We start from the raw sequence: 26,283 nt of genomic DNA, 5'->3' as shown, positions 1-26,283 counted from the left end.
TCGCAGGCGCACGGCCGATGTTGCAGCCACTGTCGCAGGCGATCGGAAGGGACGGCGGGGCGTGGACGTGAACGGCACTGTGGCCGAGGGCTTCGAGCCGGTCAGGGAGGCGTTCGCAGCGAACTTCGCGCTGCTCGGGGAGCGGGGCGCGGCCGTCGCCGTGTACCGCGACGGACACCGGGTCGTGGACCTGTGGGGCGGCACCAGGGACGTGGACGGCGGCACCCCCTGGGAGGCCGGGACCGCGCAGATCGTGCGTTCCGCGACCAAGGGCGTCGCCGCGGCCGCGCTGCTGCTCCTGCACCAGCGCGGCGAACTGGACCTGGACGCCCCCGTCGGCACGTACTGGCCGGAGTACAAGGCGGCCGGCAAGGAGCACACCCGGGTCCGGCACCTGCTCGCGCACCGGGCCGGCGTGCCCGTGCTGGACCGCCCGCTGACCCCCGCCGAGGCCGCCGACCCCGACCTGGGCGCCGCGGCCGTCGCCGCGCAGGCCCCGGCGTGGGAGCCGGGCACGGACCACGGCTACCACGCCCAGACCTACAGCTGGCTGACCGGCGAACTCGTCCGGCGCGTCACCGGCCGCCCGATCGGCGAGTGGATCGCGGACGAGATGGCCCGCCCGGTCGGCGCGGACCTGTGGCTCGGCCTGCCGGAAGCGGAGCACGCGCGCGTGGGGCGCGTCGGCCCCGTCGAGGGACCGCAGGCCGCGGGCGCCCTCAGGACCCGGCCCAAGCGCGCGGTGACGGAGGCCTACGCCGACCCGGAGTCGCTGACCCGCCGCGCGTTCGCGGCGATCACCCCGCTGCCCGACGAGAACGCGCCCTCCTACCGCGCGGCCGCCCTGCCCGCCTCCAACGGCATCGCCACCGCCGACGGACTGGCCCGCCTGTACGCCTCGCTGATCGGCGAGGTCGACGGCGGCACCCGCCTGTTCACCCCGGAGACGACGGAACTGGCCCGCACCGAGCAGTCCGCCGGGGCCGACCGGGTCCTGGTCGTCGGCACCCGCTTCGGCCTCGGCCACATGCTGCACGGCAGCGCTTCCCCGCTGCTCTCCCCCACCTCCTTCGGCCACCCCGGCCGCGGTGGTGCCCTCGGGCTCGCCGACCCGGAGACGGGTGTCTCCTTCGGCTACGTCACCAACGGCTTCAGGCAGAGCGTGACGGCGGACCCGAGGGCACAGGCACTGCTGCGGGCCCTGCGCTCGGCGCTCGCGTAGGACGCGGGACCGGCGCGGGGCCCGCCCCGCGTCACACGTTGATCGGGTGCGAGATCCGGCCGGAGACCGCGTCGATCTCCTCGTGCGCCTTGCTCAGCAGCTGCATGGCCAGTTCGTTCAGGGCGCGGGCGCCGGCGATCTCCTCGCCGACCCTCGGCTGGTTGGAGTCGACGTCGTGCCGGCTGGCCCGGCCGTGCGCCCGTACCTCCGTGCCGTCGGGCAGACGCACCATGGCCGCCGCGCGCGTGTGCTGATCGTCCTCCATGAACTCCAGCTCGACGTGCCATCCCACAGTGGTGTGCATCATGTCGGACCACCTCCGAGAATTCCTGCTTCCAGGGTGCGCCCGGGCATCCCGGCACGCACTCCTGGGGCTCGTGGAGACCGGACCGGGGTCGCGGCCCCCTGGCGTGCTCAGCCGCGCGGCTTCTCGTCGAAGCTGGCGAAGTACGCGGCGGCCATGTCCTCGTCCGCGTGGCCCTGGGCGGCGGCGCGCGCGAACCGCTCGGCGGTCGCGGCGGCGACGTCGAGCCGTACGCCGTTGCCCTCGCCCGCCTCGACGATGAGCCGGGCGTCCTTCTCCGCGGTCGCCACCGCGAAGGACGCCGGTGACAGCTGGCCGTCCAGCACCAGCGCGGCCTTGGCACGCAGGTACCCCATGTCCAGCGGTCCGCCCTCGATGAGGTCGAAGAACATGTGCGGGTCCACGCCGAGGGCCTTCGCGAGCGCCAGGACCTCGCCCGTCGCCGCGGTCGCCGCGAGCACCCAGCTGTTGGCGACCAGCTTGAGCCGGCTGGCGCTGCCGGCGCCCGGGTCGTCCCCGGTCCACAGGGTCTTCGCGCCCACCGCGTCGAAGACCGGCGTCACCTTCTCCCGGCCCTCCTCGGGCCCGGCGGCCAGCACCGTCAGCTGTCCGGCCTCCGCGGGCTGACGGGTGCCGAGCACCGGGGCGTCGTAGAGGACCAGCCCGTGTCCGGCGGCGAACGCGGCCAGGTCGGCGGCCAGGTCGATGCCGGCCGTGGTGCACTGCGCCCACACCGCCCCGGGGCGCAGGCCCGGCGCGGCCTCGCGCATGACGTCGAGGACGGTGGTGCCGTCGTGGAGCATCGTCAGGACGACGTCCGCGCCCTCGACGGCCTCGGCGGGCGTCCCGGCGACCCGCGCGCCGTCGGCGGCCAGCGGCTCGGCCTTCTCCCGGGTGCGGTTCCAGACGCGGACGGCGAACCCCGCGCGGCACAGGTTCCGCGCCATCGCGGCCCCCATGATGCCGGTGCCCAGGACACTGACGGTCGGCTTGTCGGTCATTGACGGCTCCCTGTCGTCCGGTTGCTGCCTCGTGCTCCGACGTCATCCTCGTACGGATCACGGCACCGGTCGCGGTAGGGATCGCGGTACGGGCGCGCCAGTACGGGGGACGCGCACCGGGTGCCCCGCGGGCCCCGCGCCACCCGCGCGGTCCCTATCCGGCGTGCAGCATCAGGCCTATCCCGACCACCAGCAGTCCCGCCGCCGCGATGCGCGGGGCTCCGAAGCGCTCCTTGAAGAACACCGCGCCGATGGCCGCCCCGACGATGATGGACGACTCCCGCAGGGCCGCGACGGGCGCCAGGGCCGCGCGGGTCTGCGCCCACAGGACCAGGGCGTACGCGGCGACGGACAGGACGGAGCCGAGAAGGCCGAGACCGGCGTGGGGCCGCAGCAGCCGTACGGTGTCGCCGCGCCTGCGGGCGTACGTGTACGCGGGGATGACGACGCCCTGGACGGCCATGAGCCAGGCGATGTACCCGAGCGGCGAATGGGCCGCGCGTACGCCGAGGCCGTCGAGCACCGTGTACGCGGCGATCGTCAGGCCGGTCGCGAGGGCCGCGCCGATCGCCGCCCAGTCGGGCCGCCGCCCGCGCAGGCCCCACACGCTGACTCCGGTGAGTCCGAGGCAGGACACGGCGATGCCGGCCGCCGCCCAGCCGGAGGGCAGTTCGTGCGCGAAAACGGCGGCGAGCACGGTGACCACGAGGGGCGCGCTGCCGCGCGCGATGGGGTACGCCTGCCCGAAGTCGCCGAGCCGGAAGGAGGTCATCAGCAGGGCGTAGTAGGCGATGTGCACGACCGCCGACGCCAGCAGGAACGGCCAGGCGGCCGCGGCCGGACGGGCCACGAACGGTGCCACCGCGAGCCCGATGAGCACCCCGCCGCCGGAGATCAGGGTGAAGCCGACCAGCTTGTCGGTGATGCGGTGCGCGATGGCGTTCCAGCTCGCGTGGGTGACCGCGGCGAGCAGGACCGCCGCGGTGACCAGCGGCGTCACGCGGTCTGCTCGCGCACGTCCACCAGGTCGGCGCCGGCGTGGGCGACGAGGTCCTTCGGCTGGATCGGGAAGACGGCGTGCGGGGTCCCGGCCGCCGCCCACACCACGTCGTGCGCGAGCAGCGAGCGGTCGGCGAGGACACGCGTGCGCGTCCGGTGCCCGAAGGGCGGTACGCCGCCGATGGCGTACCCGGTGGTCTCGCGGACGACGCCGGCGTCGGCGCGGGTGACCTTCGCCGCGCCCAGCTCGCCGCGCACCCGCTCCACGTCCACGCGCGAGGCCCCGTCCATCAGGACCAGCACCGGCACGCCGTCGGCGGCGAAGATCAGGGACTTGCAGATCTGGCTCAGCTCGCAGCCGACCGCGGCGGCGGCTTCGACGGCGGTCCGGGTGCCCTCCGGGAACCGTCGGGTACGGGCGAGCACGTCGTCCAGCCCGAGGGTCCGCAGCGCCTCGGCGAAGCGGGGGTGGGCTCCCGACCCGTCGGCGTCGTTGGCGGCTGTCGTCGTCATGGACCGCACGCTACGGCATCACCGGAGCCGCGTTCACGGGGTTCACCCGCGCGCCCCGCCGCCCGCCCGCCGGACACGCGGGAAGCCGGTGAGGGTGCAGCCCCGTCCCCACGGGCACCCTCACCGGCGGTCCTTGTGCGCCGTTGCGTCAGGCGCGCACCAGCTCCCGGTCCCCGTCGGGGTCGGCGTCGCGCAGGCCCTCGCCCTCGACGTCGACGTTGGGCAGGGCGCGGTCCAGCCACTTCGGCAGCCACCAGGCCCGCTTGCCGAGCAGCGCGAGCACCGCCGGGACGATGGCCATGCGGACGAGGAACGCGTCGAAGAAGACGGCGACCGCGAGGCCGAAGCCGATCATCTTGACCATCGACTCGCTGGAGCCGATGAAGCCGGAGAAGACGGCGATCATGATGACCGCGGCGGCCGTCACGACCCGGGCGCCGTGCCGGAAGCCGGTCACCACCGCCTGGCTCGGCTTCTCGCCGTGGACGTACGCCTCGCGCATGCGGGTCACGAGGAAGACCTCGTAGTCCATGGCGAGTCCGAAGACGACGCCCACCATGAAGATCGGCATCATCGACATGACCGGGCCGGTCTGCTCGACGTTCATCAGGCCGGACAGCCAGCCCCACTGGAAGACCGCGACCACGGCGCCGAGCGCGGCCAGCACGCTGAGCAGGAAGCCGAGGGCCGCCTTCAGCGGGACCAGGACCGAGCGGAAGACCACGATCAGCAGCAGGAAGGCGAGGCCGACGACCAGGGCGAGGTAGGGCAGCAGGGCGTCGTTCAGCTTCTGCGAGACGTCGATGTTCATCGCCGTCGAGCCGGTCACCAGGATCTCGGAGTCGGTCTTCGCCCCGATCTCCGTGCCCTCGTCACGGATGGTGTGCACCAGGTCCTCGGTGGTCTTCGAGGACGGCTTGGACTTCGGCACCACGGTGATCGTCGCGGTGTCGCCGGCCTTGTTGGGCGCGGCCGGGGTGACCGTGACGACGTCCTTCAGGCCCTCGATCCGGTCGCCGACCTCGGTGAAGACCTTCTTGGGGTGGGCGCTGTCCTTGGCGTCGACGACGACCATCAGCGGGCCGTTGAAGCCCGGCCCGAAGCCCTCGGAGAGGAGGTCGTAGGCGCGGCGCTGGGTGGTGGAGACCGGCTGGGAGCCGTCGTCGGGGAGGCCGAGTTCGAGGGAGGCGGCCGGGATGGCCGCCGCGCCGAGGCCGAGCACGCCGAGCAGGAGGACGGCGACCGGGCGCCGGACGACGAAGCTGGCCCAGCGGGTGCCCATGTTGGGGCGGCCCGGCTTCTTCGGTGTGCGGCCGCCGCCGAGCAGCTTGCTCTTCTGGCCGGCCGGCTTGATCCTGCGGCCGGCGTAGCCGAGCAGCGCGGGGATGAGGGTGAGGGCGATGAGGACGGCGATGGCGACCGTGCCCGCGGCGGCGACGCCCATCTTGGTCAGCATCGGGATGTTGACCACGGAGAGGCCGACGAGGGCGATGACGACGGTCAGGCCGGCGAAGACGACCGCGGAGCCGGCCGTGCCGACGGCGCGTCCGGCCGCCTCCTCGCGCTCGCGGCCCTCGGCCAGTTCGGCGCGGTAGCGGGAGACGATGAAGAGGGCGTAGTCGATGCCGACGGCGAGGCCGATCATCGAGGCCAGGGTGGACGTGGTCGAGCCGAGGTCCAGGGCACTGGCGAGCGCGGTGATCGTGGAGACGCCGATGCCGACGCCGATGATCGCGGTCAGCAGCGGGAACCCGGCCGCGAGGAGCGAGCCGAAGGTGATGACGAGGACGACCGCGGCGATCGCGATGCCGATGACCTCGCTGGAGCCGGTCTCCGGGGTGGCCGTCAGCGCGTCACCGCCGACCTCCACGGTGAGACCCGCGTCCCGCGCGTCCTGCGCGGCCTCCTTCAGCGCGTCGCGGGAGGAGTCCTCCAGCTCCATGCCGGAGACCTCGTACTTCACCGAGGCGTAGGCGACGGTGCCGTTCCTGCTGACGGCGTGCGCGAGGTAGGGGTCGGCGACGGAGGTGACCTCCGAACCGCTCGCGAGTTCCTTGACGGTCTTCTTGACGGTCGCCTTGTTGACGGCGTCCGTCATCTTCTCGCCGGCCGGTGCCTTGAAGACGACCCGGGCGGTGGCGCCGTCGGCGCTCATCCCGGGGAAGCGCTGTTCCAGCAGGTCGAAGGCCTTCTGGGCCTCGGTGCCGGGGATGGAGAAGGACGTGTTGCCGGCGGCCGGCGCGGAGGCGGCGCCCACCCCGGCGAGGGTGAGCAGCGCGACCCATATGAGGGCGGCGAAGTGCCGTCGCCGGAAGGCGAGGCGGCCGAGTCGGTAGAGGAACGTGGCCATGGAGGCGTACTCCCGGTCAGGTCGTGGGGTGAATCTGGGCAGGGGCGATCAGCCCGACGACGTGAGCGGTGACGTCAGGTTGCTGGGCTTGCGGGGAGGATCGCGCGGTACCTGATCGGGAACCGCGATCAGGCGGACCGGCGGACCGGGGTGGTCCGGCCGGTCAGGTGGTGCGGGCGCCGAGGGCGGGGAGGACCACGGCGTCGATGTACGAGAGGAGGAAGGACTGCGTCGGCGGCTGCTCGTCGATCATCGTGCGGGCGGCGAACCCACCGATCATCATGTGCATCACGAAGTCGATCGCCGGGTTGTCCGCACGGACCTCGCCCCGGTCGATCGCGCGCCTGAGCACACGGTGGAACTCCGCCATCTCCGGCTCGATGAGGTGCTCCCGGAACGCCTTCAGGAGGTCCGGGTTGGAGTGGGTCGCCATGGCCAGGCCCCGCATCAGCGCGGAGTTCTGTTCCATCTCGCAGTCGTCCGCACGCATGGTGAGCGCGTGCAGATCGCCCTTGAGCGACCCGGTGTCGATGTCGTCGGCGGAGGCGCCGGGCTTGCTGTGCCGCACCGCCTTCGCCACCAGCTCGGCCTTGCCGCCCCACTGGCGGTAGAGCGTGGCCTTGCTGGAGCGCGTGCGGGCGGCCACGGCGTCCATGGTGAGGGCGTCGTAACCGACTTCCCGGAGCAGGTCGAGCACGGCCTCGTACAACTCGGCCTCGCGCTCGGGCGTGATCCGACTGCGACGCGCCGTTGCGACGACCTCGGTCATGCCTGTCACCTTCTCGCTCCGGAGCCTGCCGGCTCGTGTTCCGTACGTCTTTGAAGATACCCCTCCAGCAAGCGAAACGAAACCGTTTCGTACGTGTGGTGGGTCACGCCCGCCGGAATTCCCCGAGACGGGCCCGTGCGCGGCGCCGAAAACCCCCCTGTCCACGAGTTGCCCGGGCCCTTTGCCCGGAAAAGCATGGGGAGGTGAGCTATCTGCGCTTTCCCCACATCAACGGCGACCTGCTGTGCTTCGTGTCCGAGGACGACCTCTGGCTGGCCCCCCTGGACTCCCCGGGCCGCGCCTGGCGGCTCACCGCCGACCGCACGAAGTCCGGCCACCCCCGCTTCTCGCCCGACGGCAGCCGGATCGCCTTCACGACGTGGCGCAGCCTGGTCCCGGAGATCAACCTCGTCGCCGTGGACGGCGGTCCCTCACGGCAGCTGACGTACTGGGGCAGCGTCGACACCCAGGTCTGCGGCTGGACACCCGAGGACAAGGAGGGCCACACCGACATCCTGGCCGTCGCCTCCCACGGGGAGCCCTTCTCCTACTTCACCTGGGCCTACAAGGTGCCCACCGACGGCGATCCGGGCGGGCGCCTGCCCTGGGGCCCGGTCGCCGACATCCAGGTCGCCGACGTCGACGGCGAGCACCGGACCCTGCTGCTCACCGGCACCCCACCGCACGAACCGGCCTCGTGGAAGCGCTACCGGGGCGGCGCCACGGGCCGCCTCTGGCTGCACGGGCGGCGGCTCCTGCCGGACATCGGCGGCCACCTGGCCAGCCCCATGTTCGTCGCCGGCCGGATCGCCTTCCTCTCCGACCACGAAGGCGTCGGCAACCTCTACTCCTGCGCCCCCGACGGCACCGACCTGCGCCGCCACACCGACCACGACGCCTTCTACGCCCGCAACGCCGCGACCGACGGCACCCGGGTGGTCTACCAGTGCGCGGGCGACCTGTGGCTGGCGGACGACTTCTCCCCGGGCGGCACGCCGCACCGGCTCGACATCAAGCTCGCCGGAGCGGCCACCGGCCGCCGCCGCTACCAGGTGCCGGCCGCGCAGAACGTGGACGGCATCTCCGTCGATGAGACGGGGCGGGCCAGCGCCGTCGTCGTACGCGGCAGCCTGTACTGGCTCACCCACCGCGACGGCCCGGCCCGCACGATCACCGAGACGGCCGGCGTCCGGGTGCGGCTGCCGGAGATGCTGGGCTCCACCGGGCAGGTGGCCTACGTGACCGACGCGGAGGGCGAGGACGCCGTCGAGATCGCCCGGCTCCCCCGCGCCTCCGGCGACCGCCCGCCGCGCCGGCTGGCCTCCGGCGAGCTGGGCCGGGTCCTGGAACTGGTCTCCGACCCGCTCGGCGAGCGCTTGGCCATCGCCTCGCACGACGGGCGCCTGCTCCTGCTGGACGTGCCGGAGGAGGCCGGGGAGGAGGCGGGCGAGGAGACCGGGGAGGAGGCGGTCGCCGACGCGGGCGGCACGGTCGTCGAGCTGATCCACTCCGGCAACGGACCCGTGCGCGACCTCGCCTTCTCCCCCGACGGCTCCTGGCTCACCTGGTCCCACCCGGGCATCGGCCGCTCGCTGCGCATGATCAAACTGGGCCGGATCAAGGACCGGCTGATCGTCGACGTGACGAACGGCCGCTTCGAGGACGAGAGCCCCGTCTTCACCCGCGACGGCCGCTACCTCGCCTTCCTCTCCTGGCGCGGCTTCGACCCCGTGTACGACGTCCACACCGGCGACCTGTCCTTCCCGCTCGGCTGCCGCCCCTACCTCGTCCCGCTGTCCTCGGCGACCCCCTCCCCCTTCGCCCTGAGCCCGGAGGGCCGCCCGGCCGCCGGCGGCCTCGACCCGCTGGAGGAGGAGGACACCGGTGAGGGCGGCACGGTCACCGTCGAGGTGGAGGGCCTGCCGAGCAGGGTCACGCCGTTCCCGGTCATCGCCTCCAAGTACTCCGCGCTGTACCCGGTCGCCGGCGGCGGACTGGTCTGGCTGCGCTGGCCGATCTCCGGCGCGCTCGGCGAGACCTTCGCCAGCCCCGACGACACCACCGGACGCCCGACCCTGGAGTACTTCAACATCACCAAGGCCAAGAAGTCCGAACTCGTCGGCCACCTCGACTGGTTCGCGGTCAGCGGCGACGGCACCCGGCTGGTCGTCGTGGACGAGGGCGACCTGCGGGCCGTGCCGTCGACCGAGCCCGGCGACGGCGACACGACCGTCTGGATCGACCTGCGCCGCATCCTGCACGAGGTCGACCCGCCCGCCGAGTGGCGGCAGGCGTACGAGGAGGCCGGGCGCCTCATCCGCGCCTACTTCTGGGACCCGGGCATGTGCGGCATCGACTGGGACGCGGTGCTCGCCCAGTACCGGCCGCTGGTGGACCGCGTCGACTCCCCCGACGAGTTCGCCGACCTGATGCGCGAGGTCCTCGGCGAACTGGGCACCTCCCACGCCTACGTCACCGCGGCCCGCCGCAACGAGGGGCCGCCCCACTACCAGCGCTGGCAGGGTCTGCTCGGCGCCAACTTCGTCCGCCGCGACGGCCGCTGGACCATCAAGCGCATCCTGCCCGGCGAGTCCTCCGACTCCAAGGCGCGCTCACCGCTGGCGGGCACGGGCATCCGCGAGGGCGCCGTCCTCACCCATGTCGACGGCCGCCCGGTCGACCCGGTCACCGGCCCCTACCCGCTGCTCGCCGGCTCGGGCGGGACGACCGTGGAGCTGACGTTCACCCCGGCCGAGGGCGGATCCGCCCATCCCCGCCGGGTCGCCGTCGTCCCGCTCGTCGACGAACGCCCCCTGCGCTACCAGGACTGGGTGGCCAAACGCCGCGCGGTCGTGCGGGAGTTGAGCGGGGGCAGGTGCGGATACCTGCACATCCCCGACATGGGCGGCTCCGGCTGGGCGCAGTTCAACCGCGACCTGCGCATGGAGGTGTCCCGGCCCGCGCTGATCGTGGACGTGCGCGGCAACGCGGGCGGCCACATCAGCGAGCTGGTCATCGAGAAGCTGACCCGCACGATCCTGGGCTGGGACCTGACCCGGAACGCCCAGCCGGTGTCGTACACCTCCAACGCGCCCCGCGGCCCGGTGGTCGCGCTCGCCGACGAGGCGACCTCCTCGGACGGCGACATGATCACCGCCGCCGTCAAACTCCTCGGGCTCGGCCCGGTCGTCGGCCAGCGCACCTGGGGCGGCGTGGTCGGCATGACGGGCCGGCACCGGCTCGGCGACGGCACGGTCATCACGGTGCCGATGAACGCGGCCTGGTTCGACGCCTACGGCTGGTCCGTGGAGAACCACGGCGTCGCCCCCGACCTGGAGGTCCTGCGCACCCCGCTGGACTGGGCGGAGGGCCGGCACGCCCAGCTCGACGACGCCGTCCGACTCGCCCTGGAACTGCTGGAGACCAACCCGCCGGCCGTCCCGCCCGGCTACGACGACGTCCCGGACCGCTCCCGCCCGAAGCTCCCCCGGAGGCAGTAGGGACGCGCCCCGAAGGGGCGCGGGGAACTGCGCGACAGGCCCCCATGGACCGGTACGACGGACAACGCACCCCAGCCACCCCGGACATGGGCGCGGACACGGGCGCAGGGCACCCCTCACCAGGAGGAGTGCCCCACGTCCTACGGCCAAGGCCGAGCGCAGCGGCTACGCGTCGTAGTCGCGGTCGAAGCGGTCGTCCATCTCCCGCTCCGTCTCGTCGGTGTCGCGCATGTTCTGGCGACCACGCTCGGACTGCGGCTGCTGGCCACCGCGCGGCGGCTGGTGCTGGCCGCCGCGCTCACCGCGCTGGGGCTGCTGGCCACCGCGCTGCGGCTGCTGGGTGCCGCGCTCGGTGCGCTCGCGGCCCTGGCCCGCCTTGTCCTTGGCCTGGTTCTGCCACTCGTTGGCCTTGTCCTGCATCTGGTCCTTCATACCCATGTGGGTTCACTCCTGTGGTGAGTGAGGGTGGGGAGTCGGCCCCTCGGTGGGGCCTCGACCAGATTCACACGGGCGAACACGCCCCGCATGTCGATCAGTTACGGTGCGTAGCACGGGCCGCCTCGTCGGCCTCCCCACCTGCGCCGACGAGTCCCGAGCGCATCCCCTGGAGCCGGGGCGCGAACCGCTTCATCTCGCGCTGGCCGACGGTCCCGATGAGCGCGGGGAGGTAGCCGCGCACGCCCTGCATGCCCCGCAGCCACCACTGCCCGTACACGTGCGCCGAGCGCCGCTCGACACCCGCGACCAGCCGGTCCACGGCGGGACCCAGCGGATACGTCTTGTTCGACGGCCACGGCAGCCGCCGGCGCAGCTCCCGCATGACGTCGTCCTGATCGGCGCCGCGCACCATGTCGGTGTCGGTCCAGGACAGGTAGCCGACCCCGACGCGCACGCCCTGGTAGCCGACCTCGGCGCGCAGGCTGTGCGCGTACGCCTCCACACCCGACTTGGACGCGCAGTACGCCGTCATCATCGGCGCCGGGGTGATCGCGGCGAGGGAGGCGATCTGGAGCAGGTAGCCGCGGCTCTCGACGAGCACCGGGAGGAACGCGCGGGCGGTCACCGCCGACCCGATCAGGTTCACCTCGATCACGCGCCGCCACGCCTGCGGATCGGAGTCGGCGAACGGGCCGCCCGTCGCCACACCGGCGTTGGCGACCACGATGTCGACCTTCCCGAACCGCTCCTTCACCTCTCCCGCGACCCGGCTCATGGCCTCGTGGTCGGTGACGTCGGCGTACCAGTACGCGCTCTCGCTGTGCAGCCGTCCGGAGACCTCCTTGAGCGCCTCCTCCTCCAGCCCGACCAGGGCCACCTTCGCTCCGCGCGCGGAGAGCTTGCGTGCCAGCAGCTCTCCGACGCCGCGCGCCGCTCCGGTGACGACCGCGACCTGCCCCTCGAGGCTGACCCTGCTCATGCGCCCTCCTTGATCTGCTCAGGGGTGGAACCGGGCTCCGGGGCCGCCCCCTTGACGTACGTGCTGACGAGCTCCCGCATTCTGGCGCTGACCGGCTCGGGAGCCTCGATCGGAGTCATGTGGCCGATGCCGGGAAGATCGGTGAGACCGACGCAGTTCGGCAGCGCGGCGACCAGGGCGCGGGCGTGCACGGGAGGCGTGAGCCGGTCGGACGCGCCGTGCAGCACCGCGGTGGGCGCGTGCAACTCCCTTACGCCGTGGTCGAGGTCGAGCGCCTCCAGGACGGCCGCCCAGGCGTGGCGCGCGGCCCGCGGGCAGGCGTGCACGATCCGCGCGCACGCCTCGACCATGTACGGCGCCGAACCGGCGCCCATGGTGGCGTACTTGAGGATGCGCTTGGCGACCGGCGTGACCGGCCCCAGCGGCGCGCGCGAACCGAGGACCCGCCCGGTCAGCCAGGTGCGGGCCCGCCCGGCGCGCCACGGCACCACGCGCGCCTCCGCGACCAGCCGCGAACTTCCGGTGCTGCACAGCAGGACGGCGGCGGCGTGCTCCCGGAACCGGGGGCGCGCGGCGGCGGCCATGACGGTCATGCCGCCCATGGAATGACCGGCGATCAGGGCCTTCTCCCCGGGCGCGAGGGTCGCGTCGAGCACCGCTTCCAGGTCGTCCGCCAGCGCCTCGGTGGTGCAGGCGGGGCTCGCGGGACTGCGCCCGTGCCCCCGCTGGTCGTAGGTGATCACCCGGTGGTCGGTGGAGAGGTCCCGCACCTGGGCGGCCCAGAAGGCGGTGGAGCAGGTCCAGCCGTGCGCGAGGACCACCGCGGGAGCGCCGTCGGGTCCGTGCACCTCGGCATGCAGCCGCGCGCCGTCGGCGGAGACGACGGTGAGCGAACGGGAGGGGACGGGCGGGGCGTACGGACCGGAGGTCACGTGGGCGAGGCGGCTCATGCGGCGCTCTCGCTCTTCTCCGTGGCGGTCCGCGCCTTCTGTGCGGAGGCCGGCCGCTGCTTCCCGTCGGGCCGCCGCTCCCCGGCGGGCCTCCGCTCCCCGGCGGGTTTGCGCAGGACCTCGTACTCGGCGAGGTCCACCCGCCGGGTCGCGCGCCGGAACTCGGTCGTCGTCCCGGGCCAGATGGTGGTGTTGCGGCCGCTCGGGTCCAGGTACCAGCTGGTGCAGCCGCCGGTGTTCCACACGGTCCGCTTCATGCGTTCCTGGACCTTGTCGTTCCAGGCGTCGACGGCGGCGGGCCGCGCGTCGAGGGCGGTACGGCCGCCGAGCACGTCGAGCTGGCGCAGGTAGTCGGCCATGTAGTTCAGCTGGGACTCGATCATGAGGATCATGGAGGAGTTCCCGAGGCCGGTGTTGGGCCCGATGATCGTCATCCAGTTGGGGAAGCCCGCGGCCGCGGCGCCGCGCAGTGCCTGCATGCCGCCCTTCCAGGACTCGGCGAGCGTGACGCCGTCCGCGCCGACCACCCGCTCGGCGATGGGCATGTCCGTGACGTGGAAGCCCGTACCGAAGACGATCGCGTCGGCCTCGGTCTCGGTGCCGTCGGTCGCGACGAGGGTGGACCCGCGGACCTCGGCGAGCCCGGACGCGACGACGTCCACGTTGGGCCGGGCGAGCGCCGGGTAGTACGTGTTCGACAGCAGGATCCGCTTGCAGCCGATGCGGTAGTCGGGGGTCAGCTTGGCGCGCAGCGCCGGGTCCTTGACGGCGCGGGCCATGTTCCGCCTGGCGAGGCGCTCGACGAGGCCGAGTTCCTCGGGGTGCTTGGTGAACGCCTGGACCTGCAGCTCCCTGATGCCCCACAGCACCCCGCGGCGCAGCTGGGTGGTGAAGGGGACCGTCCGGTGCAGCAGGCGCTCGGCACCGGTGATGGGGCGGTCGAGGCGCGGCATCACCCAGGGCGGGGTGCGCTGGAAGAGGGTGAGCCGGCCGACCTGCGGCTGGACGGCGGGCACGATCTGGATGGCGGAGGCGCCGGTGCCCACCATCGCGACGCGCTTGCCGCGCAGGTCGTAGTCGTGGTCCCAGCGTGCGGAGTGGAAGACCTTGCCGGGGAAGGACCCGAGGCCCGGGATGTCCGGGATCTTCGGGTCGGACAGCGGTCCGGTGGCGGAGACGACGACATCGGCGGTCAGGGTGCCGCGCGCGGTCTCGATCACCCAGCGCAGGTTCTCGGCGTCCCAGGTCATCAGCTCGACCTCGGAGCCGAGGCGGAGGTGCGGGCGCAGGCCGAAGAGGTCGGTGACGTGCTCCAGGTAGGCGCGGATGTGCTGCTGGCCGGAGAAGGTGCGCGGCCACTCCGGGTTGGGCGCGAACGAGAACGAGTACAGGTGGGAGGGCACGTCGCAGGCGCACCCGGGGTAGCTGTTGTCGCGCCAGGTGCCGCCGACCTCGTCGGCCCGCTCCAGGACGACGAAGTCGGTGATCCCCTCGCGGCGCAGCCGTACGGCGGCCCCCAGACCGCCGAAGCCGGACCCGATCACCGCCACCCGTACATGCTCGTGCTCGGTCATCCCGAAGCCTCCACGCATCACCTTGGACCCTGCCAGTGAACACTGGCGCAATGGGACTGTAGAGCAGCTCCGTACCGAGCGGTAGGGGGCGCGGGAAGGAAAGTTACCGGCGGTACAACATAGGCTTCGGGGGTGGCAGGAGACGCAGAACACCCGGCGGCACACCCCCAGGACCGGCGCGAGTACCGCATGGAGGAACTGGCCCGCCTGGCCGGCATCACCGTACGCACGCTGCGCTTCTACCGGGAGCGCAAGCTGCTCCCGGCACCCCGCCGCGAGGGCCGTATCGCCTGGTACGACGACCACCACCTGGCCCGTCTGCGCACCATCGCCGCCCTGCTGGAGCGCGGTCACACCCTGAACGGCATCGCGGAGCTGGCCGAGGCCTTCGACCACGGCCGTGACGTCGCCGACCTCCTCGGGGTGGGCACCCCCACCGAGGAGGAGCCGGTCCGCCTGACCCCCGAGGAACTCGCCGCCCGCTTCGAGGGCGAGGTCACCCCCGAGAACCTGGCCGCCGCCATGGACCTCGGCTATCTCGGCACCGACGGCGACGAGATCGTCCACATCAGCCGCCGGCTGCTGGACGTCTCCTCCGCGCTGGTCCGCGAGGGCATCCCGCTCGCCGACGTCCTCACGGCCGCCGCCCGGGTGCGCGAGCACGCCGACGCCCTGGCCGAACTCTTCGCCTCCCTGATCCTGCGCCACGCCCCCGAGGAGGACCTCCACCGCCTGCGCCCGCTGGCCGGCAGCGTGGTGGAGGCGGAACTCTCCCTGGCCCTCGACCGCCGCATCACCAAGGCGACCGGCGGCACCGCCTGAGGGCGCGGGCCGCCGCCTACAGGTCGTAGACGACGGTTACGGGCGCGTGGTCGGACCAGCGCTCGGCGTGGGTGGCCGCCCGCTCGACGAAGCCCTTGACGGCCTGGCCGGCGAGCCGGGGCGTGGCCGTATGGAGGTCGATGCGCCAACCCGTGTCGTTGTCGAAGGCGCGCCCGCGGTACGACCACCAGGTGTACGGCCCCTCCACGTCGGGGTGCAGGGTGCGGACGACGTCGACGTAGCCGCCGTCCTCGGGGGCGAACACCCGGTCGAGCCAGGCCCGTTCCTCCGGCAGGAAGCCGGAGCTCCCGGTGTTGCCGCGCCAGTTCTTGAGGTCGGCCCGCTGGTGGGCGATGTTCCAGTCGCCGCAGACGACGACCTCGCGCCCGTCGGCGGCGGCCCGCTCGCGCAGCTCCTTGAGGTACGCGAGGAACGCGTCCATGAAGCGGACCTTCTCGTCCTGCCGCTCGGTGCCGACCTCGCCGGAGGGCAGGTACAGGGAGGCGACCGTCACACCGGGCAGGTCGGCCTCGACGTAGCGGCCACTGTCGTCGAACTCGGCCGAGCCGAACCCGATCCGCACCCGGTCCGGCTCGCGCCGCGTGTACAGGGAGACGCCGGCCCGGCCCTTGGCGGCGGCCGGGGCGTGGACGACGTGCCAGCCCTCGGGCCGTCCGACCCCGTCGGGCAGCTGGTGCTGCTCGGCGCGCACCTCCTGCAGGCAGACGACGTCCGCGGAGGTCTGGGCGAGCCACTCCACGAAGCCCTTCTTGGCGGCGGCTCGCAGCCCGTTCACGTTCACCGAGGTCACAGTCAGCACCCGGGCACGATACCGGCACACTGGTGGGAGCCCTCACCGTCCGAGGCCACCGGCCACCTGCATAGAAGTACGATACCCCGTATGAATATTCGCTCCGTCCGCTTCGATCACCCCGACGCCGTCAAGCTCAACGACGAGGTCCAGGCCGAGTACCACGTGCGCTACGGCGACGGCGGCGACGCCACCCTCCTCGACCCCACGGACTTCGACCCGCCGCGGGGCGTGTACCTGATCGCGTACGACGAGCACGGCCGCCCCGTGGCCACCGGCGGCTGGCGCAGCCAGGACACCAACGACGAGGGCAACGAGGACGGCGACGCCGAGCTCAAGCGGATGTTCGTGGTCGAGGCGATGCGCGGCCGGGGCCTCGCCCGCCGCATGCTCGCGGCCCTGGAGGAGGACGCCCGCACGGCCGGCCGGGTCCGCATGGTCCTGGAGACCGGCAGCAAGCAGCCGGAGGCTCTCGCCCTGTACGCGTCCAGCGGGTACGAGCCGTGCGCCAAGTTCGGTTACTACCGCCACTACGACGAGAGCCGCTGCTTCGCGAAGAAGCTCTGAGGCGCATTTCCCTGTAACTCGGATCACAGGGGGCCCGCTTGGAGCCACGAGGCTTTCCGGCGGGCCCGCCACCGGGCCCCCGCACAAACGATGAAGCCCCAGCCGAAGTGAATCGGCTGGGGCTTCATGCTGCGTGGACCTGAGGGGATTTGAACCCCTGGCCCCCTCGATGCGAACGAGGTGCGCTACCGGACTGCGCCACAGGCCCTTGCAACGAGTGAAACTTTAGCATCCCGATCGGGCTGCTCGGAAATCCGCTCCCGGACCGGTCGGAGCGGGAGTTTCCGAGGGGCTCACTCGTTGGCGGCGAGCGGCCGGTCGCCGTCCTCGTACTGGTCGAAGAGGGGGGTGTGGCCGCGCTCGCGGGACCGGCGGGCCGAGGCCGCGCGGCGCGCGTCGCTGCGGCCGTCCACCGGCTTGCCCGCGGCCGCGGGCGCCGTCCCGTCCGCCACCACCGCCTCCTGCGCCCGGCCCGTCTCCTGCTCCGGCAGGACGGGACCCGAGCGCGCCGCGCTCCAGGTGTCGGGCGCGCCCAGGTCCACGTCGGAGGAGGCACGCGGCGCGACGGGCGCGGTCACGTACGTCGGCAGCGGGACCGGCACCGGGTCCCAGCTGTCGCCCTGGCCCGGACGCCGCTCGCGCTCGCGCTGCTGGTCGACCCACTCGGCGTGGTCGGTCTGCTCGACGAGGGCGCGCCGGTCCGCGGCGAGCGCGGAGAGACCGGTGTCCGGGTCGGTCGCCGGAACCTCCTCCGGTTCGTCGGCGACGGGGGCGTCGAGCGGGGCGCGCCGCCGGGGCTGCCTCTCCCGCTCGCGCAACCGCTGGGCCGCCGCCTCGGCGCTGCGGCGGTCCATCTGGTAGGCGAACCGCCGGCGCTCCTGGGAGCGCAGGTAGGCGATGTAGGCACTGAGCAGGACGGCGGGCGCGGCGGGCGCCCACAGGAAGGCGAGTCCGCCGACGGCGGCCACGATCGCGCCGAGGGTGAAGGCGAGGAAGAGCATGACGGTGGTGCGCCGTCGGCGGGCGAGCACCTTCGTGCGCTGGGCGCGTGCCGCCGCCGCCTGCGCCGAGGGGCCTGCCGCGCGGTCGGCACCCGCTTCTGCGCGGGTACCGACGCACCGGCGTGCGCGGATGCGCCCGTGGAGTGGTGCGCGGGCACGGACCCGGACCTGGGTGCCGGTGCGTCGTCGGGACCGGGGGCCGGCTCCGCGCGGGAGGGCGTCTCGGGCTCGGCCTCCCCACGGGCCTGACGGCGGGTCGGAGGCACGGCGAAGGACCGGACGTCCACCGAGTCGGTGACCGCGTCCGGAACGCCGGCGTCGGGCTCCCCCTCCTCGGTGGAGCGCGCCCGCAGGTCCTTGGCGTATCGGCGCTCCATGCCCGCCCGTCCGGACAGCAGCCGGATGGCGGTGCTGAAGCGTTCCGTCGGACGGGCCTCGTTCAGCTCGTCCTGCCTACGGAGCCACATCGGCACCAAGTAGGCGGCCCAGGCCCCGACAATGACTGCGTAGATGAGGCCGCTGCTGCTCACTCTCACACCGTAGAGGGGTTTGCACGGGGCCATCGGCCAATTGGGCCGGTGTGTCGCACGATCCGGCTGATATTTCCAGCTTTTTTCGCGACCGATGCGATCACCGGACCACCCTCGTCCGGAATTCAATGCCCGGAGACGGTCAACTCCGGACCAATTTCGAACATGTATTCAATTTCGCGGCCGGGCGGGATTCCCTGGTGTGTTCTACGGATTCCACGGCCCGCGGGGCGTGCCCGAGGCGTCCTGGGAGCCCGCCGCGCCGGTACCGCCCGCCCGGCGCTCGGTGCGCTGCGCGTCCCGCGCGCGCTCCCGCCGCCAGCGTGCCAGCAGCCCTTCGGGCACCTCTTCCGCGGTGAGCGCGAAGACCATGTGGTCGCGCCAGGCTCCGTCGATGTGCAGATAGCGCGGCCGGATCCCCTCCTCGCGGAATCCGAGTTTCTCCACGACACGGCGGCTGGGCCGGTTCTCCGGGCGAATGCACACCTCGATGCGGTGCAGCCCGACGGCACGGAAACAGTGGTCCACCGCGAGCGCGACCGCCGTCGGCATCACGCCGCGTCCGGCCACCGCCTCGTCCACCCAGTAGCCGACGTGCCCCGAGCACATCGACCCCCAGGTGATCCCGGCGACCGTCAACTGGCCGACGAGCCGCCCCTGGTACTCGATGACGAAGGGCAGCATCCGGCCCGCTCCGGCCTCGGAACGCAGGTGCCGGACCATCTGCCGGTAGGTGGGCCGGTGCGTGATCGGCCCGCTCGGCGTGGGTGGCGGGATGGTGGCCTCCCAGGGGCGCAGCCAGTCCCGGTTGCGCCGGTTCACCTCGCGCCAGGCCGCCTGGTCGCGCAGCTTTATGGGCCGGAGGACGACATCGCCGTCCACCAGCACCACGGGCCAGGACGGGCTGTTCAGCTCGCACCCCCGCTCTCGGGTCTGGGGTGGTCGCCGCCGCGGATCTGGTCGACCGCGTGCGCCAGCAGCGGTTCCAGCACCGCGAGGCCGTCCTTCACCCCGCCCGTGGAGCCGGGCAGGTTGACGATCAGGGTCCGCCCGGCGACACCGGCCAGGCCCCGGGACAGCGCCGCCGTCGGCACCTTCTCCCGGCCGAAGGCGCGGATCGCCTCCGCGATGCCCGGGACCTCGTAGTCGATCACGGCACGGGTCGCCTCGGGCGTGCGGTCGGTCGGCGAGACGCCGGTGCCGCCGGTGGTGACGACGGCGTCGTACCCGGCCTCGACGGCGGCGCGCAGCGCCGCCTCCACGGGGTCCCCGTCGGGCACGACCTGCGGGCCCTCGACGGCGAAGCCGAGGCTTCGCAGGCCGTCGGCGACCAGCGGGCCGCCCCTGTCCTCGTAGACACCCGAGGCGGCCCGGTTGGAGGCGGTGACCACCAGAGCGCGCATGGTCATGCCCGGCTCCAGTCGCCCGACTTGCCGCCCGTCTTCTCCTCCACCCGCACGTCCGTGATGACCGCTCCCTTGTCGACCGCCTTGACCATGTCGATCACGGTGAGCGCGGCGACCGTCACGGCGGTGAGGGCCTCCATCTCGACGCCCGTCCGGTCCGTCGTCTTCACAGTGGCCTGGATCTCCACGGCGTCGTCCGCGACCGACAGATCCAGTTTCACACCGGACACCGACAACGGGTGGCACAGCGGGATCAGGTCGGGGGTGCGCTTGGCCCCCATGATGCCCGCGATCCGCGCGGTGGCGAGGGCGTCGCCCTTGGGGACCCCTTCGCCGCGCAGCAGCTCGACCACGCGCGGTGAGACGAGGACCCGGCCGCTGGCCCGGGCGGTGCGCGCGGTCACGTCCTTCCCCGATACGTCGACCATGCGGGCCGCGCCCGCCTCGTCGATGTGCGTCAGCCGTTCCTGCGTACTCATGGTGTGCCGCTCCCGGTCCGGGCCCGTCGCAGTGCGGTGCACGGGCCTGTTGTGCGCGACACGGTACCCCCAAGGCGGGGCGCGCAGCGGACCAGGACCGGCACCGCGGTCGGCGCGGGCACCCTCAGCCGAGCAGCACGACCTCCACCTCGGCGCCGGGCTCGACGGATTCCGCGTCCTCGGGTACGACGATCAGCGCGTCGGCCTGCGCCAGCGCCGCGATCAGGTGGGAACCCGCGCCGCCCACGGGGGCCACCTCGCCGTCGGTGTACGCGCCCCGCAGGAACTGGCGCCGGCCCTTGGGCGAGCGGAGCGCCCTGTCGCCCTTCAGGACGGCCCGCGCGCGGGGCCGGTGGAGATCCGTGAGGCCCATGAGGGCGCGGACGGCGGGGCGGACGAACAGCTCGAAGGAGACGTAGGACGACACGGGGTTGCCGGGCAGGGCCAGCAGGGGCGTGTGGTCGGGGCCGATGGACCCGAAGCCCTGGGGCTTGCCGGGCTGCATGGCCAGCTTGCGGAACTCGACACCGGCGCCGGCCACGTCCTCGTCGCCGACGGACTCCAGCGCCTCCTTGACGACGTCGTACGCGCCCACGCTGACCCCTCCGGTGGTGACCAGCAGGTCGGCGCGGATGAGCTGGTCCTCGATGGTGGAGCGGAGGGTCTCGGCGTCGTCGGCGACGGCGCCCACCCGGTAGGCGATCGCGCCGGCGTCACGGGCGGCGGCGGTGAGGGCGAAGCTGTTGGAGTCGTAGATCCGGCCCGGGCCGAGCTCCTCGCCCGGCTGGACGAGTTCGCTGCCGGTGGAGAGCACGACCACGCGCGGGCGCGGACGCACCCGCACGGTGCCGCGGCCGATCGCGGCCAGCAGCGCGATCTGCGGCGGGCCGAGGATCGTCCCGGCCTCCAGGGCGAGGTCTCCGGCGCGCACGTCGCTGCCCTTGTCCCGCACGTGCGCGCGTGCCACGGCGGGGCGGTGCACGCGCACGTGCCCCGCGGCTCCCTCGGGGGCCAGGCTGCGCGCCCGCATGCCGCTGACGGGCCCCTCACCGAGCCCGCCGTCGGTCCACTCGACGGGCACGACGGCCTCCGCCCCGGGCGGCAGCGGGGCGCCGGTCATGATGCGGGCGGCCTGGCCGGGGCCGACCCGCACCGGGTCGGCCGCGCCCGCCGCGACGTCCCCGACGACGTCCAGGACGGCCGGGAACTCCTCGCTCGCGCCCGCGACGTCCGCGACCCGCACCGCGTACCCGTCCATGGAGCTGTTGTCGAACGGCGGCAGTGACACCGGCACCGTGACGTCGTCGACCAGGACGCAGCCCTGGGCGTCGAGCAGTTGCAGCTCGATGGGTTCGAGGGGGCGGACCGTCGAGAGGATGTCCTCCAGGTGCTCGTCCACCGACCAGAGGTGGTCCGAGTCGGCGGAGCGGGTCGCGGCGCTGCTCAAGATTGCTGCATCTCCTCGGCTACGAAACTGCGGAGCCAGGTCCGGAAGTCCGGGCCCAGGTCTTCACGTTCGCACGCGAGTCTGACAATGGCACGCAGATAGTCGCCGCGGTCGCCGGTGTCGTAGCGGCGGCCCTTGAAGACGACGCCGTGCACCGGGCCGCCGACCTTCTCGTCCTGGGCGAGCTGCTGGAGGGCGTCGGTGAGCTGGATCTCGCCGCCGCGGCCGGGCTCGGTCTTGCGGAGTATGTCGAAGATGTGCGGGTCGAGGACGTACCGGCCGATGATCGCGTAGTTCGACGGGGCGTCCGCCGGATCCGGCTTCTCGACCAGGCCGGTCACCTTCACGACGTCCCCGTCGGCGGTGGCCTCCACGGCGGCGGAGCCGTACAGGTGGATCTGCTCGGGCGCGACCTCCATGAGGGCGATCACGCTGCCGCCGTGCCGCTCCTGGATCTCGATCATGCGCTGGAGCAGCGGGTCGCGCGGGTCGATCAGGTCGTCGCCGAGCAGGACCGCGAAGGGCTCGTGGCCGACGTGCGGGGCGGCGCACAGCACGGCGTGACCGAGACCCCGGGGGTCGCCCTGGCGGACGTAGTGCATGGTGGCCAGGTCGCTGGACTCCTGCACCTTGGCGAGCCGTTCGGCGTCGCCCTTCTTCTCGAGCGCCGATTCGAGCTCGTAGTTGCGGTCGAAGTGGTCCTCGAGAGGACGCTTGTTGCGTCCGGTGATCATGAGCACGTCGTCGAGCCCCGCCGACACGGCCTCCTCGACCACGTACTGGATCGCCGGCTTGTCGACGACCGGCAGCATCTCCTTGGGAGTGGCCTTGGTGGCCGGCAGGAACCGGGTGCCGAGGCCTGCCGCGGGAATGACAGCCTTGCTGATCCTGGGGTGCGACTGAGTCATGCCCGCAACCTTATCCGTTGCCTTAGATGGGAATCTGTGGCTCAGGTTCGATTGCCCCTCATATGACTGCATTACGAAGGGTGCGGGAACGACCAGTGGAACATGCCGGACCTGAGGGCGACCCTGACAAGCGAATGTTGCGGCGGGAGTTCCTCACGGTGAGGAACAGGTTGACGGGCGATGACGTCCGCGCGGCGGGCCTGGCGCTGGCCGAGCGCGCGCTGGAGCTGCCGGAAGTGGCGCGGGCGCGGACGGTGGCGGCCTACGTCTCCGTCGGCGGCGAGCCGGGTACGGGCGCGCTGCTGGACGCCCTCCACGCGCGTGGGGTGCGCGTCCTGCTGCCCGCGCTGCTGCCCGACAACGACCTGGACTGGGGCGAGTACACCGGCCCGGACTCGCTCGCACGGATCCAACACGGCGGGAAGATGGCGCTTTTCGAGCCCTCCGGCCCGCGCCTCGGCCCGGACGCCGTGACGGAGGCGGACGTCGTCCTGCTGCCCGGACTCGCGGTGGACGCGCGCGGGATGCGGCTTGGGCGGGGCGGCGGCTCGTACGACCGCGTGCTGGCCCGCCTGGAGCGCGCGGGCGCCCGTCCCCGGCTCGTGGTGCTGCTGTACGACGCGGAGGTCGTCGCACACGTCCCGGCGGAGGCGCACGACCAGCCGGTGCACGCGGTCGTGACACCCTCCGGCACCCGCCGTTTCGCGACCGGCTGAGCCGCCTCGCCGCCCTGCCCCGGAACGGGGAACGGCCCTCCACGCGCGCGTGGAGGGCCGTTTCGGCCGAGTGCCTCAGCGGCTCACGGCTTGAGCACCAGGGTGTCGCTCGTGCTCTTGCCGACCGCCTTGTCCGAGAAGGACCACGGCAGCAGCTCGCCCTTGGCCCACATGCCCGTCTGGTCCGTGTAGTGCGCGCTGAAGGCGTGCCCGGAGGCGCCCGTCAGGTTGATCCACCTGGACTTGTCGAGGTCGGCCAGATTGACCACCATCCGCATCGACGGCACCCAGACGACGTTGTAGCCGCCGGCCGCGTTCCAGCCGCTCGCGTTGACCGTGGACTCGCCGCCGCTGAGCTTCCAGGGGCCGCGGTTCAGCACGTACTGCAGGAACTTGGGGCCCTCGGTGCCGAGCGTCTGGTTCTTCAGGAACAGGCGGTGCAGCCGGCCCCAGCTCCAGGTGTCGATGTCCTTGCCGAGCTTGGCGGTCAGCTCCCAGCGGGCGTCGATCATGGCGCGGGCGAACAGCTGGTCGCGGTTCTCGGCCTTCGGGCGGGTGCCCGAGGCGGGCGTCTTCCACCAGTCGCTGCCGGGCTTGTCCATCAGGGTGCGCACGACCTCGAACCAGCGGTCGCCGCCGTCCGGCTGCGCCTGGTCGGCGTCGCGCTCACCGCACTCGCGGACCTTGGTGTCGTCGTCCACCGGGCCGGTGCTGTCGATCTTGTCGACCCACAGGCACTGTCCCTTGACGCGCACCTCCTTCGGCAGCTTGTTGCCGAAGCCGAGCTTGAGGATGTTGCGCCAGACGGCGTTGAAGTACGCGGCCGCCGCGGAGTCGGCGTCCTGGGTGTAGTCCCAGCCCTCCAGGAGCTTCTGCGCCTGGCGGACCTCCGGGTCGTCAAGGTTGATCTTCAGCAGCTTGGGCACGAGGAGCTTGGCGATCTCGCTGCTGTTGTCCAGCTGCATCTGCCGCATGTCGTCCGTGGAGATCCGGCCGCCGTCCTTGATCTTGGACTCGATCAGGTCGGTGATGCGCTGGCTGCGGGTGCCGTAGCCCCAGTCGGTGGTGAGCGTGTACGGGTACGTGTCCTTGTCGACCACGGCCTGGTTGGCGGTCACGATGTAGCCGCGCTCGGGGTCGTACTCGTAGGGCAGCTCGTCCTTCTTGATGAAGCCGGTCCACTTGTACTTCGATTCCCAGCCCGGTGCCGGGATGGCGCCGTCGTCCACCGAGGAGCGGGTGGGGATCTTGCCGGGCAGGGTGTAGCCGATGTGCTCGCCGTCCGCGTAGATCAGGTTCTGCGAGGGCACGTCGAACAGCGCGGCGGCCGCGCGGAAGCCGTCCCAGTCCGCCGCCCTGTCGAGGGCGAACACGGCGTCCATGGAGGTGCCCGCGTCGAGCGCGGTCCACCGCAGGGCGATGCCGTAGCCGTCGCCGCGGTCGGGGGCGGCCGTGGTGACGGACGCCTTCTTGCCGACCTGCACCAGTTCGTCGTCGCGGTCGGACAGCAGCGGCATCCCGTCCCGGGTCTGCCGGACCACGATGGTCTTGGACTTGCCGCCGGCGACCTTGATGGTCTCCTCGCGGGTCTTGAAGGGGCGGATCTTGCCGTCGTAGAGGTAGCCGCCCGCGGTCACCTTCTCCAGGTACAGGTCGGTGACGTCGACACCGGAGTTGGTCATGCCCCAGGCGATCTTCGCGTTGTGCCCGATGATCACACCGGGCATCCCGGCGAAGGTGTAGCCCGTGACGTCGTACTGGCACTTGGCCGACACGGCCCGGCAGTGCAGGCCCATCTGGTACCAGACGGACGGCAGCGACGCCGACAGGTGCGGGTCGTTGGCCAGCAGCGGCTTGTGGGTGATCGTGTACTTCCCGGACACGACCCAGGAGTTGGAGCCGATGCCCTGGCCGTTCACGCCGACGGCCGTGGGGACGTCGTCGAGCACCTTGTACAGGCCCGCCAGCTGGCTCGTGAGGCCCGAGCCGGTCGCGCCCGAGGTGGTGGAGCCGGTGGCCCCCTGGGAGGTGCCCGTGCCGCCCTGGGTGGTGCCGGTGGTGCCTTGGGTCGTGCCCGTGGAGCCCTGGGTCGTGCCCGTGGAGCCGCTCTGCCGGAACGTCTCGGTCAGCTTGTCGTACTGGCCTTCCTGCACGATCGGCTTGTTGCGGCTGTAGGGGTACTCCGGGTACAGGTCCTGGATCTGCTGCGGGCCCAGGCGGCTGGTCATCAGGGCGCGGTCGATCTCGTCCTGCATGTTGCCGCGCAGGTCCCAGGCCATCGCCTTCAGCCACGCGACGGAGTCGACCGGGGTCCACTTCTCCGGCTTGTAGTCGTTGGTGAGGCCCAGCGCCGCGTACTCCAGGGAGATGTCCTCGCCGTCCTTGCCCTGGAGGTAGGCGTTGACCCCCTTGGCGTACGCCTGGAGGTACTTCTTCGTGGAGGCCGACAGCTTGGTGTCGTACTCCTCCTTCGCGACGCGGTCCCAGCCGAGGGTGCGCAGGAAGGCGTCGTTGTCGACCTGGCCCTTGCCGAACATCTCCGACAGGCGCCCGGAGGTCATGTGCCGGCGCACGTCCATCTCGTAGAACCGGTCCTGCGCCTGGACGAAGCCCTGCGCCATGAACAGGTCCGCGTCGGAGGAGGCGTAGATCTGCGGGATGCCGTAGCCGTCCCGCTTCACGTCGACCGGCCCCGACAGGCCCTGGAGCGTGATCGAGCCCTTGGTCTGCGGGAAGGAGGCGCGGACCGTGCTGATCGACCAGTACGCCCCGTACGCCAGGCCTCCGATGAGGGCCAGGACCAGGACCAGTACGACGAGTCGGGCTTTGCGCCCCTTCTTCCTGCCGGACTTGACGGGCGTGGCACCGGTTGTGGCGGTGTCACCCGTTGTGGCGGTGGTGTTGGGGGGCATCGCTGTCCTTGCTGTCCTAACGCGAGCGGCAGGTCGGGCTGTGACTTTGAATGAGCGCTGGAGCAACCATAGGCGCAGGGCCCTT

23 protein-coding genes and 1 tRNA gene are annotated in these 26,283 nt (G+C 72.5%); 5 read left to right on the top strand and 19 right to left on the bottom strand.

Annotated elements, in window-relative coordinates; genetic code table 11:
• Positions 1 to 61: 61 nt before the first annotated feature.
• Positions 62 to 1,222, top strand: a complete 1,161-nt coding sequence (locus N8I86_RS22485; RefSeq protein WP_263278559.1) for a serine hydrolase domain-containing protein — start codon at positions 62 to 64, stop codon at positions 1,220 to 1,222.
• A 31-nt stretch (positions 1,223 to 1,253) separates the two neighbouring features.
• Here the strand turns inward: N8I86_RS22485 and N8I86_RS22480 are convergent, their stop codons facing one another.
• The 6 genes from N8I86_RS22480 to N8I86_RS22455 all read right to left on the bottom strand — a co-directional run bounded on the left by N8I86_RS22480 (position 1,254) and on the right by N8I86_RS22455 (position 7,158).
• Positions 1,254 to 1,529 (bottom strand): DUF1876 domain-containing protein, encoded by a 276-nt coding sequence (locus tag N8I86_RS22480; protein WP_073888498.1) that lies wholly within the window; start codon positions 1,527 to 1,529, stop codon positions 1,254 to 1,256.
• A 107-nt stretch (positions 1,530 to 1,636) separates the two neighbouring features.
• Positions 1,637 to 2,527 (bottom strand): NAD(P)-dependent oxidoreductase, encoded by an 891-nt coding sequence (locus N8I86_RS22475; protein WP_263278558.1) that lies wholly within the window; start codon positions 2,525 to 2,527, stop codon positions 1,637 to 1,639.
• 154 nt (positions 2,528 to 2,681) lie between these two features.
• On the bottom strand, positions 2,682 to 3,527 hold the full coding sequence (locus N8I86_RS22470) for a DMT family transporter (RefSeq protein WP_263278557.1): 846 nt from the start codon (positions 3,525 to 3,527) through the stop codon (positions 2,682 to 2,684).
• The gene (locus N8I86_RS22465; protein WP_263278556.1) at positions 3,524 to 4,039 is read right to left on the bottom strand and encodes a YbaK/EbsC family protein; all 516 of its coding nucleotides are present in this window, start codon (positions 4,037 to 4,039) and stop codon (positions 3,524 to 3,526) included. The genes N8I86_RS22470 and N8I86_RS22465 overlap by 4 nt, the downstream gene beginning before the upstream one ends.
• 148 nt (positions 4,040 to 4,187) lie before the next feature.
• Complete coding sequence (locus N8I86_RS22460; RefSeq protein ID WP_263278555.1) at positions 4,188 to 6,389, bottom strand: MMPL family transporter; 2,202 nt, start codon at positions 6,387 to 6,389, stop codon at positions 4,188 to 4,190.
• 163 nt (positions 6,390 to 6,552) lie between these two features.
• Complete coding sequence (locus N8I86_RS22455) at positions 6,553 to 7,158, bottom strand: TetR/AcrR family transcriptional regulator (protein ID WP_073888488.1); 606 nt, start codon at positions 7,156 to 7,158, stop codon at positions 6,553 to 6,555.
• A 203-nt stretch (positions 7,159 to 7,361) separates the two neighbouring features.
• On the opposite strand from N8I86_RS22455, the gene N8I86_RS22450 reads away from it, so the two are divergent.
• On the top strand, positions 7,362 to 10,658 hold the full coding sequence (locus N8I86_RS22450) for a S41 family peptidase (RefSeq protein WP_263278554.1): 3,297 nt from the start codon (positions 7,362 to 7,364) through the stop codon (positions 10,656 to 10,658).
• Positions 10,659 to 10,823: 165 nt separating this feature from the next.
• Here the strand turns inward: N8I86_RS22450 and N8I86_RS22445 are convergent, their stop codons facing one another.
• The 4 genes from N8I86_RS22445 to N8I86_RS22430 form a co-directional block, all read right to left on the bottom strand.
• Positions 10,824 to 11,096, bottom strand: a complete 273-nt coding sequence (locus N8I86_RS22445; RefSeq protein WP_263278553.1) for a hypothetical protein — start codon at positions 11,094 to 11,096, stop codon at positions 10,824 to 10,826.
• 94 nt (positions 11,097 to 11,190) lie between these two features.
• Positions 11,191 to 12,075 (bottom strand): SDR family oxidoreductase, encoded by an 885-nt coding sequence (locus N8I86_RS22440; protein ID WP_263278552.1) that lies wholly within the window; start codon positions 12,073 to 12,075, stop codon positions 11,191 to 11,193.
• The gene (locus tag N8I86_RS22435; protein WP_263278551.1) at positions 12,072 to 13,025 is read right to left on the bottom strand and encodes an alpha/beta fold hydrolase; all 954 of its coding nucleotides are present in this window, start codon (positions 13,023 to 13,025) and stop codon (positions 12,072 to 12,074) included. The genes N8I86_RS22440 and N8I86_RS22435 overlap by 4 nt, the downstream gene beginning before the upstream one ends.
• Positions 13,022 to 14,599 carry a flavin-containing monooxygenase gene (locus N8I86_RS22430; RefSeq protein WP_263278550.1) on the bottom strand — a complete coding sequence of 526 codons (1,578 nt, stop codon included), beginning with the start codon at positions 14,597 to 14,599 and terminating at the stop codon, positions 13,022 to 13,024. Before N8I86_RS22430 ends, N8I86_RS22435 begins: the two co-directional genes overlap by 4 nt.
• Positions 14,600 to 14,788: 189 nt before the next feature.
• On the opposite strand from N8I86_RS22430, the gene N8I86_RS22425 reads away from it, so the two are divergent.
• Positions 14,789 to 15,421 (top strand): MerR family transcriptional regulator, encoded by a 633-nt coding sequence (locus N8I86_RS22425; RefSeq protein ID WP_073888477.1) that lies wholly within the window; start codon positions 14,789 to 14,791, stop codon positions 15,419 to 15,421.
• 16 nt (positions 15,422 to 15,437) lie between these two features.
• On the opposite strand, the gene N8I86_RS22420 is transcribed toward N8I86_RS22425, so the two are convergent.
• Positions 15,438 to 16,241, bottom strand: a complete 804-nt coding sequence (locus tag N8I86_RS22420; protein WP_073888475.1) for an exodeoxyribonuclease III — start codon at positions 16,239 to 16,241, stop codon at positions 15,438 to 15,440.
• 81 nt (positions 16,242 to 16,322) lie between these two features.
• Here N8I86_RS22420 and N8I86_RS22415 point away from each other — a divergent pair, with 81 nt between their 5' ends.
• Complete coding sequence (locus N8I86_RS22415) at positions 16,323 to 16,799, top strand: GNAT family N-acetyltransferase (RefSeq protein WP_123437029.1); 477 nt, start codon at positions 16,323 to 16,325, stop codon at positions 16,797 to 16,799.
• A 134-nt stretch (positions 16,800 to 16,933) separates the two neighbouring features.
• On the opposite strand, the gene N8I86_RS22410 is transcribed toward N8I86_RS22415, so the two are convergent.
• From N8I86_RS22410 to galU, 7 genes are all read right to left on the bottom strand, one after another.
• Positions 16,934 to 17,007: transfer RNA gene (locus N8I86_RS22410), tRNA-Ala, on the bottom strand.
• Positions 17,008 to 17,092: 85 nt separating this feature from the next.
• Complete coding sequence (sepX, locus tag N8I86_RS22405; RefSeq protein WP_450169253.1) at positions 17,093 to 18,166, bottom strand: divisome protein SepX/GlpR; 1,074 nt, start codon at positions 18,164 to 18,166, stop codon at positions 17,093 to 17,095.
• A 371-nt stretch (positions 18,167 to 18,537) separates the two neighbouring features.
• Positions 18,538 to 19,218 carry a GNAT family N-acetyltransferase gene (locus tag N8I86_RS22400; protein ID WP_241840769.1) on the bottom strand — a complete coding sequence of 227 codons (681 nt, stop codon included), beginning with the start codon at positions 19,216 to 19,218 and terminating at the stop codon, positions 18,538 to 18,540.
• Between the two features lie 20 nt (positions 19,219 to 19,238).
• Positions 19,239 to 19,739, bottom strand: coding sequence for a MogA/MoaB family molybdenum cofactor biosynthesis protein (locus N8I86_RS22395; protein ID WP_073888467.1), 501 nt, complete (start codon positions 19,737 to 19,739; stop codon positions 19,239 to 19,241).
• On the bottom strand, positions 19,736 to 20,215 hold the full coding sequence (moaC, locus tag N8I86_RS22390) for a cyclic pyranopterin monophosphate synthase MoaC (protein WP_073888465.1): 480 nt from the start codon (positions 20,213 to 20,215) through the stop codon (positions 19,736 to 19,738). Before moaC ends, N8I86_RS22395 begins: the two co-directional genes overlap by 4 nt.
• 124 nt (positions 20,216 to 20,339) lie before the next feature.
• Complete coding sequence (glp, locus tag N8I86_RS22385) at positions 20,340 to 21,662, bottom strand: molybdotransferase-like divisome protein Glp (RefSeq protein ID WP_263278549.1); 1,323 nt, start codon at positions 21,660 to 21,662, stop codon at positions 20,340 to 20,342.
• Positions 21,659 to 22,570 carry a UTP--glucose-1-phosphate uridylyltransferase GalU gene (gene galU, locus N8I86_RS22380; protein ID WP_073888461.1) on the bottom strand — a complete coding sequence of 304 codons (912 nt, stop codon included), beginning with the start codon at positions 22,568 to 22,570 and terminating at the stop codon, positions 21,659 to 21,661. The genes glp and galU overlap by 4 nt, the downstream gene beginning before the upstream one ends.
• Before the next feature lie 134 nt (positions 22,571 to 22,704).
• Between galU and N8I86_RS22375 the strand changes: the two genes are divergently transcribed.
• Complete coding sequence (locus N8I86_RS22375; protein ID WP_073888459.1) at positions 22,705 to 23,286, top strand: 5-formyltetrahydrofolate cyclo-ligase; 582 nt, start codon at positions 22,705 to 22,707, stop codon at positions 23,284 to 23,286.
• 83 nt (positions 23,287 to 23,369) lie between these two features.
• Here the strand turns inward: N8I86_RS22375 and N8I86_RS22370 are convergent, their stop codons facing one another.
• Positions 23,370 to 26,198, bottom strand: coding sequence for a penicillin acylase family protein (locus tag N8I86_RS22370; protein WP_263278548.1), 2,829 nt, complete (start codon positions 26,196 to 26,198; stop codon positions 23,370 to 23,372).
• Between the last annotated feature and the right edge of the window lie 85 nt (positions 26,199 to 26,283).

Source organism: Streptomyces albidicamelliae (genome assembly GCF_025642175.1).
GTDB classification, from domain to species: domain Bacteria; phylum Actinomycetota; class Actinomycetes; order Streptomycetales; family Streptomycetaceae; genus Streptomyces; species Streptomyces albidocamelliae.
This window is presented reverse-complemented; position numbering and strand designations above follow the sequence as displayed.